This window comes from Mesorhizobium sp. P2_D5 (assembly GCF_056404355.1).
In genome coordinates this window covers 307,405-327,714 of record NZ_JBFUEE010000002.1, presented here as the reverse complement: position 1 = coordinate 327,714, position 20,310 = coordinate 307,405, and the positions used below count along the sequence as shown (strand labels likewise).

Here is a 20,310-nt window from a genome sequence, read left to right as displayed (position 1 = left end):
CACCGACGGCGGCGCAAACCAAAACATGCGCCGCAAACAGTGAGCTTTTTACCGTCCGCTTTCGACAGCGGAGTTGATTTTTTCCAGCTCTGCCGCAAGCGTCCTGGCATATTCCTGGGTCTCAGCCCGCGACTGTTCGAGGCTTCTCGCATATTCGGTCGCGGCTTTGTTCGCCTCCCGCAACTCGGCCACTGTGTCTTCCAAGGAGCTCGTGTAACGCGCCGCCTCCTCGGTCTGGGCCCGCGACTGTTCTAGGCTTCTGGCGTATTCGGTCGTGGCGTCATTCGCCTCCCGCAGCTGAGCCACCGTCTCTTCAAGGGATCTCGCGTAACGCGCCGCCTCCTCGGCATTTTTCGACCGCTCTTCCAGGGCGACCTGCAAGCTGTGCACATATCGGCCAACCTCGCCCTTCAGGGCATCGCCGCTGGCGGCCTCCTCGGCCTGGGCCCGGGACTGTTCAAGGCTTCTGGCGTATTCGGCCGCGGCCTCGTTCGCCTTCCGCAACTGGGCCAATGTGTCTTCCAGGGAGTTCGCGTAACGCGCTGCCTCCCTGGCATCTTTCGATCGCTCTTCCAGGGCGACCTGCAAGCTTTGTACATATCGACCGACCTCGCCCTTCACGGCATTGCTGTTGGCGGCGATGATCGCCTGGGCGGTGCTTCGCTCGAGTTCGATTTTTTCCAGATGCTCGATGCCAATCGTCACCAGGCTTGATGGAAATTCGCCTTCCTGCCGCCTGATCCAGTCGGCGCTTCCCACGGCCACAACGGCCAGCGACACGCCGTCGAAAGTCAGTCCCGTCTGCTTTGCCACGGCGCTGGCATGGCCAAGGCCATCCCGGTCCTGAAAAAGAATGACGTCGAAGTGCTTGGCGCGGAGGTGTCTCAACAACTGGATCGTTGAAGCCAGAAAGGGCGGCTGGTCCAGCGGGCCGTCTGCGTCGAGATGTTCGATGTCGAAGGAATGGTTTTCGGCAAAGGCCGCGAAGGCATTCTCGTCCGCCTCGGTAAATGCGCCGATGTCGACGATGGAAACGTCGATGCCGGCGGCTATGGCGGCGCCAACCGCGGCTCTCGCCGCGCCGTCACCCTGGACAGGCTTCCAAAACAGGTCGCCGACAAGGCATATTTTTCGCTTGCCCGCGCCCCGACGCATGACGCGTAGGCGGCCTGACGATCGCGGCGGCGCAGGCGGATGCTGAATGCCGGCATAGACATCGTCGAATGACTGCTTCACCGCGCCGAAAACGGCCGGATCAGGCACGCGGCCTTCGGCAGCGCCACGCAGTTCGGAAAAGATCGGCGCGATCCATGCAGACCACACGCCCTGACGGCAATCCAGATCCTCGGGTTCTTGATGGTGCCGCAGTTCCCGCGACAGAAAGCCATTGATCTCGGCAGCGGCATCCGGGATGGATCTTGGCCACGCGATCTTGAGTTCATCGCCGAGGCGGCGGGCGACCGACCTCCAGTCGTCCAGCAACGTCGAATAGTCGCAGAACGCCCTGTCGACGTCGCGCGTGTGTTCCTCGGCGGCCAGATTGTACCGCAACCACAGCAGGCCTCCCCGCTCCAGAGGCCAGGATTGCCAGTCACCTGCGAGGCTCTGTCGCTTCGCCAGCGAAAGCGCGACTTCCATGGGATTGCGCGAGATGACGACCGCGACGCACCGTATTTCCAGTTTGGCCAGCGCGGCGCGCCACAAGGGAAAAAGGAGCGAGATCCGCGGATCCTTCAGCACGAAGAGCGGATCGTCGCCATATTCATCGACGATCAGATCTTTCAACCTGTCGATGAAGGCTTGTGCCGCGGGCCGTTGCAGCCATTCGCTCGACGGTCCCTGGACATCGTTTACGGGCGATTCCGCCAGATCCAGGATCTGGTCGTTGAGGCGCACGGCGGCTTCCGGCTCCCAATGGCCGATCTCGTTGCCCAGACCCGCTGGGTTGAGGTTGCGCGGCAGGGAGGCACCGAGAAGGCTGAGCATGCGCGCCAGCGCGGACGTGCCGCTGCGGTGCATCCCGACGACAACTATGGCGGTTCTGCTGGTCATAAGAGTTCCAAGGATACGCGTCCGGCACCAAAAGGCGATCGAACCCTGCGGAGGGACGGCGCCATGCGCTCCCGATTGCGGTCGGGGACATCAGTTGAACTGTTGGCAACGATGGACCCCGCATGCATAGTCGCCGCCTGGCGCACATAACCGGCATGTGATGTTCGGGGCAAATTTTTGTCTCCTAATAGAAGCAGGACTTGGATTGGAGATTAGAGAGATGCACTCCAGAGCACCAGTGACCTCCGGTGACCAAGACAGAGCCCGCGCGACCGTTTCAAAGGTGCCGCATTGGCACCACAAATTTGAAGTGTACCCCGGCGTGGTCACGCCGGGCTCCTACGATCCCCAGTTCCTGCTCGAAAAACTGCGATTGCCTAAAGATATGACCGGCCTGCAGGTGTTGGACATAGGCCCGTCGGACGGCTTTTTTTCGATGAACATGGCTCGCCGCGGAGCACAGGTAACGGTGGTCGATTATCGGGCCAAGAATGGCCATGGATTCGAAGCCATGGAGCAACTTACCGGTTTGGAATTCGACTACCGGCAGATGAACCTGTACGACATTCCCGGCTCCGATATTGGCGAGTTCGATATCGTCCTGTTTCTAGGTGTTCTTTACCATCTGCCCGATATGATGCGCGCGCTGAACATCGTTGCGCAGCTGTGTCGGAGCCGCCTGCTTGTTGAAACGCAGTTCGAACCGGAGCTGATGCCCGGCGTCGCGGTCGCGCAGTACTACGAAGCAGGGACACTTGCCGGCGACATCACCAATTTCTGGGTCCCCAACAGGGAATGCCTGTTTGCCATGTTGCGCGACGTCGGCTTTCAAATCGATCGGGACGAGAGCTGGGGCAAACGCCTTCTGGTGGACGCGTCATCAACCACCATGGCAAGGACGAAGATGGGCCTTGCCTATGGGCTCGTACCCACCTGAGGGATCGGCAGCCAACATCGATCAGTGCGGCCGCACGGACTCTCCCACAGGCGACCCTGAAGTCATTTATCGTTTGTCGTCCGCTTCCAAATGTGTAGCAGCCACCTGCTACCAGCGACCGGAACTCTGGTGCTATATGTTATCGATGGCGAACCTCACCGAGGCGGTGTAGGCTCACCTCAAAAGAACAAGAAGTGAGCCGTACCCTCGGCCAAGCCCGAGCGAATCTGGGAGGATTCATGGTTGAGATCATCTCCAAGCGGGATGGCCCGCGGCGCGAGGACGTCCAGGTCAAAAGGCTGATCGAGCAGAACCGCTCGACCATCGTTCGCCTTGCCGACCAGATCAGCGGCGGCGGCTATTCAGCTTCCAGGCAGCCACGCCAGCAACCCAAGGCGGAAGGCCTGATCATCCATGTCGGCGGCAGCGTGGCAACCGCCTCCGAAGCGAGCCCGTCCATCCGTGTCACCATGAACGGCCGCGTGATCTCCAAGGATCAGAACACCGGCCGCCAGCTTCATCATATCGGCGACATCCGCAACCGGGACGGAGACCAGATCTTCGTCCTGGCAACGAAACAGAACGGGTTTTTCTCGCCCGTCGACGAAACCATCGCGCAGGCCCTTGCCGATCTGGATGGATCCAGGGTGACCACGACCTATTCCGAAGACCAGCTTGCCGCCGACATCGGTGCCAAACTCGGCATCGACTGACGACCGGCGTTCGGGCGTCTCCTGCACGTCCAATCCGCGACAGCATACAGAAATGGCATACCTCAAAGGTACTGTGATGGCTGAATGAGACACGCGAACGGCCCCGATCAGATGAAGACCGATGCACTTCCGGCGCGCGCTTCAATGGCCACCGGACAATTGATCCTTGATAACATCGACTATGACGAGCGCGCCACCATGCGCGCCTGGGAGAGTTTTCTCTCCGACGAGCCGACATGCGCCCGCGATCCGGTCCACGTCCGCTCGCTGATCCACGATTCCTGGTACCGCAGCGCCACCGGCGGCATCAATGCGCAGGGCATCGAAGCGCCGCTGAACAGCGATCGGAACGAGATCGAATATCTGACCCGCGCCAATGCCGAACTGCTCTCGGCGGCGAGGCGGTCATTCGCGTCGCTTGGCCAGTTGCTGGACGGAACGGGAGCGATGCTGGTGCTTGCCGACAGCGATGGCGTGCTGATCGACGCCATCGGCGACAAGAAGACACTGCATGACGGCATGGACATCCATCTGGCAGTCGGCGGCAAATGGAACGAGGATGCCGTTGGAACCAACGGCATTGGGACCGCGCTGTGGACCGGCGAACCGATTTTCGTTCACGCGGCCGAACATTTCTGTGCCGGCATCAAATCCTGGACCTGCGCCGGCGCGCCGATCCGCGATCCCCTGGACGGCAAGATCATCGGCGTTGTCGACCTGTCGGGCTATTCGCCGATCTTCCGGCCGCACAACACGGCGCTCGTCGCCGCCACCGCCAGGCAAATCGAAAAGGCTCTCGCCGAACAGCAGCAGGAGCAGCGCACGCGCCTGCTCGAAGCCTTTATTTCCTCGGCACCCAGCTACCGCCGGAAAGACGGGTTGGTGATCGTCGATCATCGTGGCCGCGCGATCTTCTGCAACAACGTGCCCAACGGCGACGCGACGGAGATGATGGACGGCCCGATGGAGCCGGGCCGCGGACGTTGGCTCATGAACCTGCCGGCCTCCGGCTCGGAGACCGATCTTGCCAACGCGCTGCCGGCGCACCTGCGATCCTGCCATGTCACGCCGCTAAAGCTGGATGGCGACCTTCGTGGCGCGGCCTTGGTGTTTCCCTCCGTACCGGCTGTCTCGAGCATGACGGTGATGCGCCGGGAGGGGGACAAACACCTGCGGGCAGCCGCGGCGATGATCATCGGCGAAAGCGAAAAATTGCTGGCCGCCGTCGATGTCGCTTCCCGGGTGGCTGGATCGAACGGTGTCACCTCGCTGCTGATAGAAGGCGAAACCGGTGTCGGCAAAGAGCTGTTCGCACGGCTTGTCCATGCCGGCAGCCGGCGCACCGAAAACGACCCGTTCATCGCCATGAACTGTGGCGCAATCACCAAGGAGCTGTTCGGCAGCGAATTGTTCGGTCACGTGGGCGGAGCCTTTACCGGAGCTTCGCGGGACGGCAAGCCGGGCATCTTCGAACTCGCCAATGGCGGTGTGCTCAGCCTTGACGAAATCGGCGAGTTGCCGCTCGAAATCCAGCCCTTCCTGTTGCGTGTCCTTGAGGAGCGCGTGGTTCACCGCATCGGCGACTCGAGGGGCCGGTCGGTGGACGTGCGACTGGTCGCCTCGACCAATCGCGATCTCAAGCAGGAAGTCGCGGCCGGACGCTTCCGCAGCGATCTCTATTACCGCATCGGCGCGGTCTCGATTCATGTGCCGGCCCTGCGTGAGCGCGGCGACGACGTGCTCTTGCTGGTCGAGCATTTCAATCGTCAGATCGCAAAACTGGCGGGCACTGATCCCCTGGAGTTCTCAAACGAGGCACTCGACGCGCTGCTGGCCTATCGCTGGCCGGGAAATGTGCGCGAATTGAAGAACCTGGTCGAGCGCCTGCACATACTGGCGCGCGACGGCACGATCGGACTCCAGGACCTTCCCGAAGAAATCAGTGCGGGCAACCGCAACGCAATGGCCATGCACAGCGACCATCCCACGGCCATGCTCGAAGCACCCGTGTGTACATTCGAGGATGGAGAACGCCAGGCGATCAAGAATGCGCTTGTCGCGGAGGGCGGCAATCTCAGCAAGGTCGCGCTGAGGCTCGGCATTTCACGGCCGACGCTTTATCGCAAACTCGGCCAATACGGCATCCGGCGCGGTTTCCTCTAAAGCGCGTCGCGGGTCACTTTTGGGCGACATGCACTAGATCCAATCATCGGCAAAAAACCCGCGGCATTCGCGCCGCGGGTCGGGGAAAGTTCGGCGACCGAAATCGCCTTCAGGGAACGATGACACCGCGGCCGGTGAACCGGCGGTTCTTGAAATCGTCGAGCGCGGTGTTGATGCTGGCGAGATTGTATTCGGTGTAGTGCATCTTCACCTTGCCGTCGGCGTTGAGCTCCATCAGTTCGACAAGCTCGGTGAAATTACCGACCAGGCTGCCGCCGATGTTGATCTCCTCGATGACGAGATGCGCGGTCGGTACGTTGATGTTGCCGCCATAGCCGACGACGAACAGTTGCCCGCCCTTGCGCACCATCTTCCAGCAGATGTTCTCGACACCGAGTTCACCGACGAAATCGATCACCACATGCGCGCCGCCGCCGGTGATCTGGCTGACTTCCTCGACAATGTTTGGTCCGCCATCGAGGACGAAGTCGGCGCCAAGGTCCTTGGCCAGCACCCGCGCTGCAGGTTCGCGATCGACTGCGATGATGCGGCAACCCGAAATCGCGTGCAGCGATTGCAGAGCGATATGGCCAAGCCCGCCTATGCCGAGGAGCACGCAGTAACTCCCCGGCCGCAGGAGCTTGGCGGCGCGCTTGGCGGCGCGGTAGGCGGTGATCCCGGCATCGGCCAGCGGCGCCACCTCGATCGGCGTGATGTTGGCATTCAGCTTGATCAGCGAGCGTTCGCTGGTGATGAAGTATTCGGCGAAACCACCATTCATGCCAAGGCCGGGGAACTGGCCGTTGTCGCAATACATGTCCTCGCCATGGCGGCAGTTGAGGCAGATGCCGCAGGAACGGAAGGGGTGGCAGATCACCGCGTCGCCGCGCTTGACCGATCGGACGCCGCTGCCGACCTCCTCGACCCAGCCGGCATTTTCGTGACCCATGATATAGGGCAACAGCGTGCCTTCGGGGTCCATCGTCGGCTTCCACACCCCTTCGATGATGTGCAAATCGGTGCGGCAAAGGCCGGCGGCGCCGACCCGCACGATCACCTCGTCGGGCGCGGTAATCGTCGGCGCCTTGACCTCCTCGATCTTGAGCCGAACATTCATCTTCGGGTCGTATTCATAGAGTCTGGCAGCTTTCATCGTCGTGTCCTTTCAACGTCGAAATCGTTGCGTTGCAATGTTGCTTCAGGCGCGGCCTAGCTTTTCCGAGCCGCCGCCACGCGCCGGTCCGGCCGTCGGATCCTCGTCCTCGGCGAGATCGCCAATCAGCGTTTCGGTGGTCAGGATCAGCGTCGCCACGGAAGCTGCGTTGGCGAGTGCGGTGTAGGTCACGCGGACCGGATCGATGATGCCTGCCTCGAACATGTTCTGATACGCGCCGGTCGAGGCGTTGTAGCCATAGCCGCCATTGATGCGGGTGACCTCGACCACCACCGCTTCGGGATCGGCGCCGGCATTGGCGGCGATGCGCCACAGCGGCCGCGACAGGACCGAGCGCACCAGGCGCACGCCCTCGGCGACATCGCCATCGACGCCGGCCGCCACCTTGTCGAGCAACGGCGCGATCTGCGCGAGCGCCGAACCACCGCCGGCGACGACGCCCTCCTCGGACGCGGCGCGCACCGCATTCAAGGAATCCTCGATCAACTGGATGGTCCGCTTCTGCTCGACCGGCGTGACACCGCCTGCATAGAGGATCGCGGTACCGCCGGAGAGCTTGGCCAGGCGTTCGCGCAGCTTGTCCTGGTCGATGTTGGGCTGCGAGGCTTCATACTGGCGCTGCACCTGGGCGCGGCGCGAAGCAATTGCGCCGGGGTCGCCGCCGCCGCGAATGATCGAGGTGTAGGACGAACTGGTCTTCACCCGGTCGGCCGTCCCGAGATCCTCGGCGGTGACGTCCTCGAGCCGGCCGCCGAGATCGCGCGCGATCACCCTGCCGCCGGTGATGATGGCCAGATCCTCCATCATCGCCTTGCGCCAGTGGCCATATTCCGGCGGATGGACGACCAGGTACCGTCCCGGTCCCTGCTTGCCGAGCAGCGTCACCACCACCTCCGGCGACATTTCCTCGGACACGACCAGCAGCGGCCGGCCATCCGCGTCGGCAATGCGGCGCACCGCATCGAGCTGCCCGGGCTCCTTGATCTTGAGGTCGGTCATCAGGATGTAGGGCCGTTCGAGCACCGCCTCCATCTTCTCCTGGTCGGTCACCATGTGATGCGAGAGGTAGCCGCGTTCGAAGGACATGCCCTCGACGACATCGAGCGTGGTCTCGGTGGTAACGCTGAAATCGGTGGTAATGACGCCTTCGGCGCCCACCCGCTGATGGGCTTCCGCCACCAGCGCGCCAAGCTTGGTGTTGGTCGCCGCGATATTGGCGACCGAGGCCAGGATGCCGTTGCCCTTGGCGGGTTTGGCGGAAGCCTTGAGCGCCGCCACCACCGACGCCACGGCAAGGTCGATGCCCTTGCACAAATCGACGGATTTCACGCCGCGCTCATTCGCCTCGACGCCGCCCTGGATGAGCGCGTTGGCGAGCACGATGGCCGTCGTGGTGCCGTCGCCGGCGATCTCGTTGGTCTGCATCGACACTTCGCGGACGACCTGCGCACCCATGTTCTCGAAACGGTCGTGCAGTTCGATCTCGGAGGCGATGCTGACACCGTCGCGGGTCACCATCGGCGTGCCGATCGGCCGGTCGATCATTGCGTTCATGCCTTTGGGGCCGAGCGTCGGCTCGACGGCGGCGGCGAGCCGGAAGACGCCACGGGCGAGAGCACGGCGGGCCTCGGAATTGTGAAGCATTATCTTGGGCATGATTCCTCCTTCCGCCTTACGGGCGGGTTGTTGGTTGGGGGCCTCGTGCGAGGGAGGCCGTTGCTGTCAGCTCTGCTTCAGGCGGTCGGTGCAGTCCTGGCCGGCACGCGATCCAGAATGAAATCGACCAGCGTCGGTTCGCCGTCGACCACATCCAGTTCCTTGTATCTCGTCTGCTTGAGCCCCCGGCACAGCGCGCCGTTGAACTCCATGTTGATGCGCACACCGCGCAGCTCGGCGAGATGAGCACCGAGTGCGCCAGGCGGTATGGGCTGCCCTTCCCAGGTCACGAAGACGGGATCGTCCGCCCGGCGATCGGGAAACCGCTCGAGCAGGGCCGCCCTGTATCTCGGCTTCTGCTTGGTCGCCTCGCCCGGCTCGAACCGCGCGACGTCGTATGCCGGCAGGTCCATGCCGAGGATTTCCAGATCAGTCAGGCCGTGCAGCCGCAGGCCGCGCAAAACCGCCTCCTGGCGTCGCTTGAAGGCCTTCATCCTGAAGGTCTCGCGCAAGGCGCCGAGATCCTGGTCCTCGGCAAGCACGGCAAAGATGTCGCCGAATGTCTTGCCGGCTTCCATGCCGCGATTGACCTCCTCCGCGAACATGTGGTCGTGCAACTTGACGCGATAGGCCGGCGCCCAGGAGAGCTGGTCGAGCGCCTTGCGGACGCCGTCCAGCATCAGGAACGCGAAGTTGGGCGAACACCAGTAGGTCGGCAGGCGGAAGTCTATCTCCACGCTGCCATCGCCCTTCACCTCGCCCCGCTCGACGAAGCCCATCTCGGTGATGGGTTCGTCGAGTTCCGGGTCGTTAACCTCATCAAGGCGCCGCCAGAGTTCCTTCTCGCGGTTCCCGGAAACGCTGGCGGTTGCCATGGCCCCTACTCCGCAGCGATGCTGAAGGGCGTGCTGGCCAGCGCCTTCTTCTTGGCTTCGACGTCGATGTTGTAAAGACGCGCGGCGTTGAGGCCGAGGATCTTCTCCTTGATCTCGTCGGTCAGCTGCACGCCCCGTTCGGCGGCGATGTCCTGCGGGATCTGATAGGCCCAGAATTTGTCGACCAGCCAGCGCGGCGTCCAGATCGCGTAGTCGGAACCGAACAGGATCTTCTCCGGCCCGAGCCAGAACAGGAGCTCGGCAATGACCTCGCCGAAATAGCGCGGGCGCGCATGGATGAACGGCAACGCCACCGCCAGGCCGCCATAGACGTTGGTCTCCTGCGTCGCGATCCAGCAGAAATCGTCGAGGCGCGGCAGGCCGCAGTGCTCGACAATCCAGTTGAGGTTCTGGAAATCCGTCGCCGCATGGTCGACATCATGGACGTCGAAGGCGTCCTTCGAGAGCGGGATGATCGTCGGACCCTTGTGGACGTGGATGTTCCTGATGCCGAGCTTGTCGCAGAGTTCGAAGCATTTGTAGGCATCGGGATCGGTGAGCTTCCAGCCCTTGGAAGCGCCGTTCCATTCGGCCGTGTACATCTTCACGCCCTTGACGTTGTAGGTCTCCTTGAGGAAGTGGATGTACTCAAGCGCCTTCTCGCCGTCGCGCGGATCAAAGGCACCGTTGACGATGAAACGCTCGGGATAACGCTTGGCCACCTCGGCGTTGCGCTCGATCGTGTTGAAGCCGTTCTTGTAGAAGTCCTTGAGATAGGTCGACTGGACGATCGCCACATCGTCGGGACCGTCGATGAACAGGTCGCGATAGAGATCGTCGGCGCTGTACTTCTCGAACTTGCTCTTCTCCCACAGCTGGTCCTTCGGGCTTAGGCCCGTGTGATAGGCATAGAAGCACTCGATGAACTGCTTGCCGTGGATATTCTTCTGGTTCTCCGGGCTGCCGTCCCAGAAATGAGTGTGGCCGTCGACCACGAAAATGTCCTTGCCTTCCGGTGTTCTGTACATTGTTGCCTCCGCAGCAATCGCGTTGATCGGTTCGGCGCGCCGCTTCCGGCGGCGCGCCGGATTTTCGTGGCGGCTATTCGATGTATTCGAACATCTCGTCCATGTTGCCGAACAGGATCACGGTGTTGTCGTCGACGCGAACCATGCGGCCGTAATGGGTGGAGGTGTTGACCTCGAAGGTCTCGGCCGAAATCTCGCGGCCGAGATATTCGCCGATCGCGTCCATCTTGAAGATCAGCTTGCCGTCGCCGTCGATGCGGATCAGCGCCGGCTGGTAGGTGATGGTCACCCCCGGCTTCTGGCCCATGAATTCGGCGATGGCGCGAGCCTCGACCGAGTCGTTCATGGTGACGCCGCACTGATGCGAAATCGTCTGCTCGAAGGTGATGTCCTTCATCGACTTGAAGATGTTGGAATGGGTTGCGTCGCGTGCTGCTAGTGACATGACAAGTTCTCCTGTTTCAGCGCTTGAGGCCGAGTTCGCCGAGGATCTGGCCAATCCGCTCCTCGGATTTGGCGCGGACATCCGCGAACGCGACCGGCTTGGAATGCGGCATCGACCAGATCGGCTGCAGGCCGGTGGCTGCCTTGTCGGCGAGCGCGCCGTGTTTCTTGACCCAGCCCTGGAAGAGCTTCTTGTTCGCCGCGCCATGCTTCTCGTCATTGGCGAGCATGTGGATGAGGTCGATTGTGTTGGCGAGGTTGCGCTCGTAGTCGGCCTCGGCGGCCGAAATCACCGCCGGCGTGATGAAGTCGTGGTTGGCGGCGGCGATCTGCATCAGGAAGCCGGAGCGGAACACTTCGCCCACCAGCGGCTCGAAGACGATGTTGATGGCGAAATACTGTTCGAGATAGTCGGTCGCGCCCATGATGGTCTCGACCGCTTCGCGCGTGCCCTGCCAGTTCTTGTCCTCGAGCCAGGCCTTCTTGCCGAGTTCGTCGTCCCAGCCGGGAAGGTCCATGCCGATCTCGGCAAGGTAGAGCGTGATGTCCTGGGCAAGCCTGAGCTTGTAGGACGAGTTGGTCAGCGTCGCGTTGTTGATCATCTGGGTGTAGCCGTAGCGCTGCGCCTGCATCAGCGAGGTGCCGAGCCCGAATTCGGCGTGCTTCCAGGCGCCGAGCTGCGTCTGCAGGATCTTGACCCAGGCCTTGTCGAAAGTCTTCGGCGCGCCCGATTTGCGGGCATTGTTGATGACGCTCTGCACCATCGTCTCGATCTTCGACTGGCGCTGGTAGTGCGTGCGCTCCCATTCCTGGTCGGGGGCGCGGAAGGCATGCCAGTTGGAACTCTGCGCGGCGGTGTTCTGCTTGACGTAGGCGCCCTTGCCGTCGGCGAAGGAGATGATCCAATCCTGGATCAGGTAGCGCTCCGGGTCGGGTTGAACGTCGACCGTCATGTCCTCGTAGTGGGTGGCGCGCTGGCCTTTCGGGTCGAAATACCGGTATTTCCGGCTATCTGAATCGGCGAAGATCGCCGCGCCGGCGGCTCCGGATCCGACTGAACTCGAGGTTGCAGGCATAGTCTCTCTCCCTTGTTGCAGTTGTGGTTGGCTTGGCACGGCCGCCCTCAATGGGCCGGCGTTGCACCTGCCGATGTGGTGAACTTGTCGAAGAAGATCCGCTCCGTTTCGAACCCGTTCATGAACAGGACCGGCTGCAGCGCATCGATCATCGGCGGCGGGCCACAGGCATGGACATCGCCCTGCCCGTCGACCGCCAGTTGCTTGAGCTTGGCGTCGACGCTCTGGTGCACGAAGCCGCGTTCGCCCTGCCATTCGGCGTCGTCGTTCGCGTGCGACAGCACGGGAATGAAGGTGACGTCGGAATGATTGCCGACCAGCTCGGCGATCCTGTCGAGATAGAACAGGTCGTTGCGGGTGCGGGCGCCGTAGAAGAAATAGACCGGACGTTTCTCGCCGCTCTTCAGGTGGTCGTTGAGGATCGACCAGATCGGCGACATACCCGATCCGGCGCCGACCAGGATCAGGGGTCCTTGCCGTTCGTCGCGGCGGAAACAGGTTCCGTAGGGTCCGACGACGGTGACCTCGGCTCCGGCCCTGATGCCTCCGGAATCGAGTTCTCCCGAGAACTTTCCCTCTGGGTATTTTTTGATGATGAAGGAGAGTTTTTGGGTTTGGTCCGGCGTATTTGCCATGGAGAACGAGCGCGTAATCGTCTCCCCTTTTTGCGTGGTAACCGTGATGTCGACATATTGCCCCGCCCAAAACTTCATCGGGGAGCCGAGTTCGATTTCGATGCCGCGAATGTCGTGGGTCAGCTGCTCGATGCGAGCAATCCGGCCCTTGTACGTTTTCACGGCGATCGCTTTCGCCAGAATCTCCTCGTCGTAGTTGAGAAGCTCGACTTCCAGGTCGGAGTAGGCGATGCAACGGCACAACAGGACGTGCCCGCTCTCCTTCTCCATGTCGTTCAGTGCGAAGGTCGAGTATTTCAGCATGTCGACTTCGCCTTCGAGCAACACGCTTTTGCAGGCCGAGCATTGCCCTTCCTTGCAGCCGTGCGGCAGGGCGATGCCCTGGCGGAACGCGGCGTTGAGCACCGTTTCGCCATTCTCGACCTCGAATTCGACGTCGACTGGGCTGAGCCTGACCGTGTGGGTTTCCGACATACGGACCTCCAGTGAAAGGTAGGGGCGGGACGAACCCGCCCCCCTTTGGCCTGATCAGTTGCAGGGATTGATCGTGAAGCCGGCCCGGTATTCCGCCAGGTGCTTCTCACGGTCAGCGGGCGACATGGCACGCAGCGCGTTGAGCGGCGATCCGAGCGTGTTGCCGCGCACATCGTCGAGCGTCCACATCTCCTTGTCGTCGAAACGCAGATGCGGCTGCGGAACCAGCGTCTTGCCGTCGGAGCGGACGAAGTTCAGGTCCTTGATGGCATCGGCCAGATCCCAGCCGTCATAGAGCGTCTCCCATTCGCGCTTGCCGCTGAAGCGGCCCATCGCGGGTGTCGGACGGCCCTCATACTCGTCGGCGAAGGCGACCGTGGCGGTCCAGCGATCGAGCTCGTGGGCGAAGGTGTAGAGTTCGCCGTTGATCTCGCCGACCACCATGTCCTCGCGGATCAGGCAGGGAACCAGGCAGGACCAGCAGCGGTGCGGATAGACGTAGCCGACGTCGCTGTTGAACAGCAGCACCTTCTCGCCCTTGTGGCTGAGCTTGGCGTACCATTTCCAGAAGTCGCCGAACTCGGCGTACCAGCCCGGATATTTGTGCTCGAACCACTCGAAGTCCTTGTCGGTCTGGGCTTCGATGCGCCAGAAATTGACCGGCCAGCCAACCGCGAAGAACTGTCCGACCTTGTGGACGTAGTTCTTCTTGGTGATGCGTTCCCAAGCGGCCTGGACGTCGTCGTGATGGACCTTGATGCCGTATTTCTCGAGCGGCAGCATGTAGGTGCGGTAGTAGTCCTCATAGATCCAGCGGTGCCACATTTCCGCGTAAGACTCCTTGTTCTTGTCGCGGTTGGTGGTGCCGTATTCGATGAAGGTGCCGATGGCGGCATCGACGATCGCGTGGTTCTGCCAGAAGGCGTAGCGCAGGTCGCGCTCGAGCAGCAGGTGGTTTTCCGGTTCCTTGAGCGCCGCCATCAAGAGTGAGTGGCCGTTGCCGATATGCCGGCTCTCGTCCGATTGCACCGACAGGAAGACGGTCGGAAGCGCATAGTCACCGTTGCGGGCGGCCTCCGAAGGCATGGCAACGAACAGCGTGTTGGTGAAGGCGGTTTCGGCCACCACGGTCAGGTACATGCAGGCGGCGGTCATCGTGTCGCCGGTGATGAAGCCTTCGGCGAACTGGCGGCCGATGGTGGTGGCATAGCACTTTCCGAAAGCTTCCTCGGTGATGTCGAAGCCAGCCGGATCGATGTAGTTCTCCATGTACCATTTCTTCAGGTTCATCTGGATGGTCGAGTGACGGAACTCGTCGATCATCTGCATGGTGAAACCGGTTCGGAGTTCCTCGCCGGGTGCGATACGGGCGACCATCGCCATCGAGCGGGCGGCGGAGATTTCCGGGAACGGAATGATGGCAAGGAAGAGCTTCATCCACTCGACCCAGCGCGGTTCGACGTTGCGGAACATGTCGCCGCGCAATGCCGCATCGAGCGCGCCATAGACGCGGTTGTCCTTCTCTTCCTGCATCGGGAAGTAGGACCGCAGGACCTGCTTCATCGGATCGCGCGGCGTCTTGTTAATCTTGTAGTCGGTCGGAAATGTCATCGCTTCCTGTACGTAGGAAGGATTCCAGCCGAGATCGGCAATCTTCTTGGTCGCCTCGCCGACGGAAATTCCGCGTTGCGAGGTAATCTTGTTGAGCGTCAGAGACGTCATGGTCATAAGCCTCCACCAGGTTTGGGCCGTGGGTCCCTTGACCCCGGCATGAAGCGGCACAAAGCACCGCCAGTGAGAGTGCGAACGGCATGACAAAGGGTTGCGCATTCAGGCGCGACTCATGGTCCGGCCATTCAAGTGGATCGCGGCAAAGGTTTTCGAGGCGTTTTGGCAGAGACCCGCGACGCCAACCGCATGTGCGATGGGCGTATCGAAACGCTGCTTCCTCCGTTCCTTCGTTCTTTTGGCACCGCGCCAAGCGCGATGGGCTTCTTGTGAAAATAATCAAAGCAAGCGTCGTGCCAGTTTGAAAACGAGGTCGGCGGCCAGCGCCTAAAACAAGATCGCCATCTTTTCGGCGTATGAGCGGACGGCAAACTGTAACGTTATTTTACAGATGTAACTTACGACTGTAATATTAATCATATATTCGCAACTGCAATATATCTAGTTAGCAGCTGCAACAAATACCAAAAATCTCAGGTCACTATTTAATTCTTCGTCTTTCTCTACTATTTGATGCCAACGGCCCATGTGCGGGCCTGGCGCTGGAGAGAGACCATGCCGAACGATAAGGACAGGAGCGGGCCGCCTCGACCGATGTCCAGCCATGCCGACGGCGTCACCGGCGATCTTGTCAAGCTGATGCCCCGCGATCTGGTCTTTGTCATGCGTTTCATGGGCGAGAGCCAGCACCGCCTGCAGAGCCATTTCCAAGACTTCATCCGGGCCGAGCTTGCCGCCGGCGGCGTCACCACGGAGACGCATCCGATGATCCATCTGTTCATCGAAAACCATGCGATCCTGCTGCGCGACTTCGTGTTTTCCGGCGTTTCGCTGACACGCCAGTTCCGCGTCGACGAGATCGAGCGGCTGACCGGCGACACGACATCGATGATCCGCGTCGATATCTGGGACCAGATCAAGAGCCACATCGAGACGGCCGAAAGACAGTTCCAATCACAGGCCGGCGCATTGCCCAAATTGCTGTCGGCTTTCGAAAAGCCACCCGGGCCTTTGGGGAGCGAGAAATGACCGGCGGACCCGATACTGCCAGGCGTGACGCGCTGCTTGCCCGCCGGCTTGATCTCGTCGCCGGAGTCTCCGCCCTCACCGCCGAAGCGATGCGGCTCAACCAGAAACGCGCCGGCATCGAAATGGACGTACTGCGCCTAGAGCTGGAAATCGGCAGAAGCGGCGCCAACGCGCAACTGGTGCAGGATTTGCATGAGGCAGAGCGAAGTGCTGCGGTGATCATGCAGGCATGCACGGCTTGCGAGGACCGCATCGTCGCGGCCGAAGGCGACATCGAGGACGTTGATCGCCGGCTTGCCGCAACGGCGAACGAGAACTGACGGGAGAGATGGCATGAACCAGCAGACGATGCAGAACCTGACCTTGTTCGACCTTCTGGCCCGCGGCTGGCAGCGGCCGTCGGCGATCGCCGATCTGCGCTTCAGCGCCGACGGTTCGGCTGTCGCCTTCACCTCCGTCGACGGCACCGTCGCCATTGCCGCGGTCGCGGATCACGAGCCGCCGGAGTCGCGGATCAGGGTGAGCAACGATCTCGGCCAGACGACGATCCGCCCCCGGGAAAAGCCACCAGTCCCATTGATCGCCACGGCGGCGTTCGGCGATGGCGACGTCCCCCTCGCCGCCCATGCGCATTCCGGCTTTCTGGTCGGCGCGGCCAGCGGCGAAGCGTTGCCTTTGACCGCCGGCGGTGAAGTCGCGGAACCCCTGGCCAGGATCGACGGGCCGATCGTGGCCATGGATCACTGCGCCCGGGCGACGCTGACGGCCGTCAGCAACGGAAAGGATGTCTTCCTGTCGAGCGGCCAGGGCGCGGTGAAGCTGAAACATGCCACGACATCGTCCATCGACGCCCTTGCGTTCTCGCCTGGCGGGAGACACCTCGCCTGCGGCCTTGATGAGGGGCTGTCGATCTGGTCGGTCGAAGGCGACGCTGCCTTGATACGAGACATTTCTCTTTCATCGCGCCCGGTATCGATCCGCTGGAGCGGCGACGGGCGTTGGTTGGCCTGCGGGCTTGAGACCGGCGGCTTTGCGCTGATCAGCCTGGCCGATGGCCGAGCCGATATCGTCGCGGGATTTCCATCGCCCGTTCGGACGGTGTGCTGGAGCGCGCCGGCAAATGCGCTGTTTGCCTCGGGCGCGTTCCGGATCGCCGGCTGGTCGATGACCGCCCCGCCATTTGGCGGTGAAACCTCGGGCGCATTGGAGACGGGTCGCGCCGGGCTGGTTCTGGTCGAAGCGGTGGCGGCGCACCCCGAGAAAATGCTGATTGCGGCGGGCTACGCCAACGGCCGCATCATCGTCGCCCAGATCGGGTCGCGCGGCGAGCTTCTCGTCAGACCCCTGGGCAGCGCTGTCACCGCTCTCGCCTGGTCCAGTGACGGACGACACCTGGCGATGGGATCTGTCGACGGCACCGCCGCGATCGTCACCTTTCCCGCGCAGATGTTCAAATAGCGGACGCAGTCCACATGAAACAGGAGGATGACATGCAGACCGAACTCACCGCAGAGGACGAGAGCAAGGACGAATTCTTCGAACGGCTGGCCAAGCTGTCGGAAGAGATGGTGGCCAGGCATGGCAAGGATTTCAGCATGGGCGCGCTTGTGCTGGCCGCCCGCTGGATCGCCGAAAACCGGGTCGGCAAGCTGAAGACCAACTAGGCTGGCGGGACTGTCCGTTCCTCGGGTGACGAGGCGATCCCGTGGAGCGGAGCCGCCGCCGTTGCCACGTCATGATTGCAGCGTGCCAGACGGCGAGACCGTTCATGCTGCCTCTGCCGCTGTCTGATGCCAGGCGGTTCGCTCAAACGCTGTCAACGTGCGCCGAGCATGGACCTTCGTGGCGCAAACCACGGCAAGTGCGATGAAGAAGAGGATGCCCGGATCGGCGCTGCCACCCGACAGTGAGCTGGCAATTATGCCGGCGATGGAAGCATTCCTGACGCTCGTCACGACCGCTTCGGTTTCCGGATCCACCCATTCCCGCATCCGTCCCAATCCGCTGACCAGGACGCCGAGCAGGATCGCCATCATCAGCGATCCGAACAGGCCAAGTTGGGAAAGGACTGCGATCGGCCAGCTCGATGCCCTGGAACTGCCGAAACCGACACCAAGGCCGCTGGTGTCCAGGAAGGACTGCAGGCTCTTCATGTTCCAATAGGTGCGCTCATGGCCTGAGGCAGAATCCGCTTTGTTGATGATGGTGCTGTTGATCAGCCTGACGAAAGGCTCCAAGGCTCCGGCATGGTAGAGGCTGATGCCCATGATGGCGACCACGCCTATCGCCATCAGAGCGGTTACCATTATGTCCTCGCGCTCGACCCGCCCCCTGAGGACCGAAACCAACATCGAGAAGGCGACCGGAAGGCACAGGAGAGTAAGACCGACGTAAGCGGTCGATGAGGTCGACAGAATGGTCAGGAAGAGCAGGACGCCCGCCAGCCACTGGGCAAGGCGTGACTTGGTCTTTCGCCAGTAGGTGTAGCAGAATGCCAGGCAGGCGAGGGAAACGCTGGCGAACGAAGAGGCCTCCGCAAATGGTCCCGTGATCCGCACGAATCCTTGCTCGACCGCTTCGGTTATGAGTGCGTAATTGGCGGTTCTGATCGGGGCCAGCAGGTCTCCCGCTCCTGCATTCTTGCCGATAAAATCGACCAGCCCCATGCCCGTGTGCAGACCGCACCACAAGAAGAAGCCGCGGCGGACCTGGTCGATCCTTTGAGAGTGGAGCAGCAGCACACAAAGCGCGATGGCGGTGAGCCCGCCAAGAATGAAGTAGCCCGTCTGTGAAGTGTTGGCCGAAACCGGGGCCAAGGACGCTTCGACGACAGCGCCCCGGGTTTTCGACTGCACGAAGACGGCGGTCTGTCCTGCGAAGAATCTTGGAAACAGCCATGCCCCGATGATTGCGTAAGCCATGAGGCTTGTGAGAACCCAGACCGGGCGGATGCTCCCGAACACACTTCCAAGGTCGAGCCAGATGCGCCGCCTGACTGTCACGGCCATGACGAGCAGGGCCGCAAACATGGTGTAGATCAGCGGAGACGACCCTCCTAGAAAGGTTAGCGTCACGATGGCGGTCGCACCAAACGCCTGGGACGCGATCAGGCCGATGATCAGCATTCCCCTGGAATAGCGGGCAACGGCCAAAATCGCCGCGCACACCAGCAGCCCGACCAAAGAGACCTGCATTGTTGATCGAGCCTCCCGCTTGGTTTGGCCCTAGACTCTGCGGACGCAGGAAGCCGTCCGACCACCCATCTTTCGGCAGATGGATATCGCGGGCAAGAGAGCCAAAGGACGTAGCCTGACACCCGCATCCGCAGGACGTGCAAGTGCTCCTCCCCGGGTGGGTGCCGAAGCGTGATCGTCCGCCCGGCGTACGCTCAAAGGTTGAATAGCTGAATGTCCCGGTCACGGCTGCTGCGTTGTAAAATTCACGGCGGCAGATCGGAGGATATGAAAGGAGTGCCTTTTCGTTTTCGAGCGAGGGGTGACAAGCAGGTCGGTGGGCTTCTTTGTTTCGCGATGGCAGTCCGGCCTACGCCTCCTGCAAACGGCTAACCCTCGGTCCGCGAACGCCTACTAAAGAACGCCTCGACCAAAGAAAATAGTAATCTTACAGTACGGTTGCAGGCTTGTTTTTGCTTTCAGTTGCAAAATCCTGTGTTAATGATGAAATTGTGGGAGCGCTGGGCAAAGGGCGGGTTGTTTGAGTTCCAGCACCAGGAGGAGAAGCGGTATGACCACTCAGGTTGTACAGAGCGTATTCGGTCCCAAGCAGGTCACGAAACTCAAGGAAGTTTACGAGCGGGCGCGGGTAGTGGAGGCAAATTATCCCGAGTCCCACATTGCCAGCAAAGCCGCCAAAAGGCTTATAGAGGCCTTCGAAACCGTGATCCACGTTGACGGGACGGTTCTGGATGTGAAGTGGCTCAGCGAGGCCAATCCCCAGGGAAACGCCTGAGACCAGGCCCCGTCTTGGGGTCTGTAAAGCTATATAGTGAAGGACTTCATTTCTCCCACGTCAGCCTGCCCGCAGGCGGATCCTGCTTGCCGTTCCAAATCAACCTCTTGGGACCTGGCTCGACGGCGGGTTCGCCGCGTGGAGCTGCGCCATGGGAATGGCCGGGCCGTCCCATCCAAGGTCTCGCAGCGCTCGGGACCCACTGTGTACGTTTCATACACAGACTTAAAAATTTTACCGAAAATTAACCTAAGTTAGAGACTGCTTATGGATAGCCCATAGACTGCCCAAGCTGCTGTACATGTCGGCAGCCAAGAACTGCTCAAGGCTCCAGGTTGGGGTAACGGCCTGAAGCTT

General features: G+C 61.5%; 18 protein-coding genes. 8 read left to right on the top strand and 10 right to left on the bottom strand.

Annotation, left to right across the window (positions count from 1 at the left end; all coding sequences use genetic code 11):
- Positions 1-48: 48 nt before the first annotated feature.
- A complete protein-coding gene (locus AC1DYW_RS08370) occupies positions 49-2,052 on the bottom strand; it encodes a sulfotransferase family protein (RefSeq protein ID WP_477225804.1) in 2,004 nt (667 codons plus the stop codon).
- Between the two features lie 220 nt (positions 2,053-2,272).
- Here AC1DYW_RS08370 and AC1DYW_RS08365 point away from each other — a divergent pair, with 220 nt between their 5' ends.
- The 3 genes from AC1DYW_RS08365 to AC1DYW_RS08355 all read left to right on the top strand — a co-directional run bounded on the left by AC1DYW_RS08365 (position 2,273) and on the right by AC1DYW_RS08355 (position 5,865).
- Positions 2,273-2,989, top strand: coding sequence for a class I SAM-dependent methyltransferase (locus AC1DYW_RS08365; protein WP_477225803.1), 717 nt, complete (start codon positions 2,273-2,275; stop codon positions 2,987-2,989).
- Between the two features lie 239 nt (positions 2,990-3,228).
- The gene (locus AC1DYW_RS08360) at positions 3,229-3,702 is read left to right on the top strand and encodes a hypothetical protein (protein ID WP_457154561.1); all 474 of its coding nucleotides are present in this window, start codon (positions 3,229-3,231) and stop codon (positions 3,700-3,702) included.
- Positions 3,703-3,786: 84 nt separating this feature from the next.
- A complete protein-coding gene (locus AC1DYW_RS08355; protein WP_477225802.1) occupies positions 3,787-5,865 on the top strand; it encodes a sigma-54-dependent Fis family transcriptional regulator in 2,079 nt (692 codons plus the stop codon).
- 109 nt (positions 5,866-5,974) lie between these two features.
- Here AC1DYW_RS08355 and AC1DYW_RS08350 read toward each other — a convergent pair whose 3' ends face one another.
- From AC1DYW_RS08350 to AC1DYW_RS08315, 8 genes are all read right to left on the bottom strand, one after another.
- Entirely contained in the window at positions 5,975-7,018 is a 1,044-nt protein-coding gene (locus AC1DYW_RS08350; protein ID WP_095080707.1) for an NAD(P)-dependent alcohol dehydrogenase, read from the bottom strand.
- A gap of 45 nt (positions 7,019-7,063) precedes the next feature.
- A complete protein-coding gene (gene groEL, locus AC1DYW_RS08345) occupies positions 7,064-8,695 on the bottom strand; it encodes a chaperonin GroEL (RefSeq protein WP_477225801.1) in 1,632 nt (543 codons plus the stop codon).
- Between the two features lie 77 nt (positions 8,696-8,772).
- Positions 8,773-9,570: an iron-sulfur cluster assembly protein gene (locus AC1DYW_RS08340; protein WP_477225800.1), complete on the bottom strand. Its 798-nt coding sequence runs from the start codon at positions 9,568-9,570 to the stop codon at positions 8,773-8,775.
- Positions 9,571-9,575: 5 nt separating this feature from the next.
- A complete protein-coding gene (locus tag AC1DYW_RS08335) occupies positions 9,576-10,598 on the bottom strand; it encodes an amidohydrolase family protein (protein ID WP_457154225.1) in 1,023 nt (340 codons plus the stop codon).
- Between the two features lie 73 nt (positions 10,599-10,671).
- A complete protein-coding gene (locus tag AC1DYW_RS08330) occupies positions 10,672-11,043 on the bottom strand; it encodes an MmoB/DmpM family protein (RefSeq protein WP_095080699.1) in 372 nt (123 codons plus the stop codon).
- Positions 11,044-11,059: 16 nt separating this feature from the next.
- Complete coding sequence (locus AC1DYW_RS08325; RefSeq protein ID WP_095080697.1) at positions 11,060-12,118, bottom strand: aromatic/alkene monooxygenase hydroxylase subunit beta; 1,059 nt, start codon at positions 12,116-12,118, stop codon at positions 11,060-11,062.
- 47 nt (positions 12,119-12,165) lie between these two features.
- Positions 12,166-13,227 carry an NADH:ubiquinone reductase (Na(+)-transporting) subunit F gene (locus AC1DYW_RS08320; protein ID WP_095080695.1) on the bottom strand — a complete coding sequence of 354 codons (1,062 nt, stop codon included), beginning with the start codon at positions 13,225-13,227 and terminating at the stop codon, positions 12,166-12,168.
- Positions 13,228-13,281: 54 nt separating this feature from the next.
- On the bottom strand, positions 13,282-14,955 hold the full coding sequence (locus tag AC1DYW_RS08315; RefSeq protein WP_206073645.1) for an aromatic/alkene/methane monooxygenase hydroxylase/oxygenase subunit alpha: 1,674 nt from the start codon (positions 14,953-14,955) through the stop codon (positions 13,282-13,284).
- 555 nt (positions 14,956-15,510) lie between these two features.
- Here AC1DYW_RS08315 and AC1DYW_RS08310 point away from each other — a divergent pair.
- From AC1DYW_RS08310 to AC1DYW_RS08295, 4 genes are read left to right on the top strand one after another with little or no spacing between them, the layout of a single operon-like run.
- Entirely contained in the window at positions 15,511-15,984 is a 474-nt protein-coding gene (locus tag AC1DYW_RS08310; RefSeq protein WP_477225799.1) for a hypothetical protein, read from the top strand.
- Entirely contained in the window at positions 15,981-16,304 is a 324-nt protein-coding gene (locus tag AC1DYW_RS08305; protein WP_477225798.1) for a hypothetical protein, read from the top strand. The genes AC1DYW_RS08310 and AC1DYW_RS08305 overlap by 4 nt, the downstream gene beginning before the upstream one ends.
- Positions 16,305-16,317: 13 nt before the next feature.
- Entirely contained in the window at positions 16,318-17,442 is a 1,125-nt protein-coding gene (locus AC1DYW_RS08300) for a WD40 repeat domain-containing protein (protein WP_477225797.1), read from the top strand.
- Positions 17,443-17,474: 32 nt separating this feature from the next.
- Positions 17,475-17,648, top strand: a complete 174-nt coding sequence (locus AC1DYW_RS08295; RefSeq protein ID WP_167458684.1) for a hypothetical protein — start codon at positions 17,475-17,477, stop codon at positions 17,646-17,648.
- Positions 17,649-17,750: 102 nt separating this feature from the next.
- Here AC1DYW_RS08295 and AC1DYW_RS08290 read toward each other — a convergent pair whose 3' ends face one another.
- Positions 17,751-19,178 (bottom strand): hypothetical protein, encoded by a 1,428-nt coding sequence (locus AC1DYW_RS08290; RefSeq protein ID WP_477225796.1) that lies wholly within the window; start codon positions 19,176-19,178, stop codon positions 17,751-17,753.
- Positions 19,179-19,728: 550 nt separating this feature from the next.
- On the opposite strand from AC1DYW_RS08290, the gene AC1DYW_RS08285 reads away from it, so the two are divergent.
- Positions 19,729-19,953, top strand: a complete 225-nt coding sequence (locus AC1DYW_RS08285) for a hypothetical protein (protein WP_095080680.1) — start codon at positions 19,729-19,731, stop codon at positions 19,951-19,953.
- The last annotated feature ends 357 nt before the right edge of the window (positions 19,954-20,310 follow it).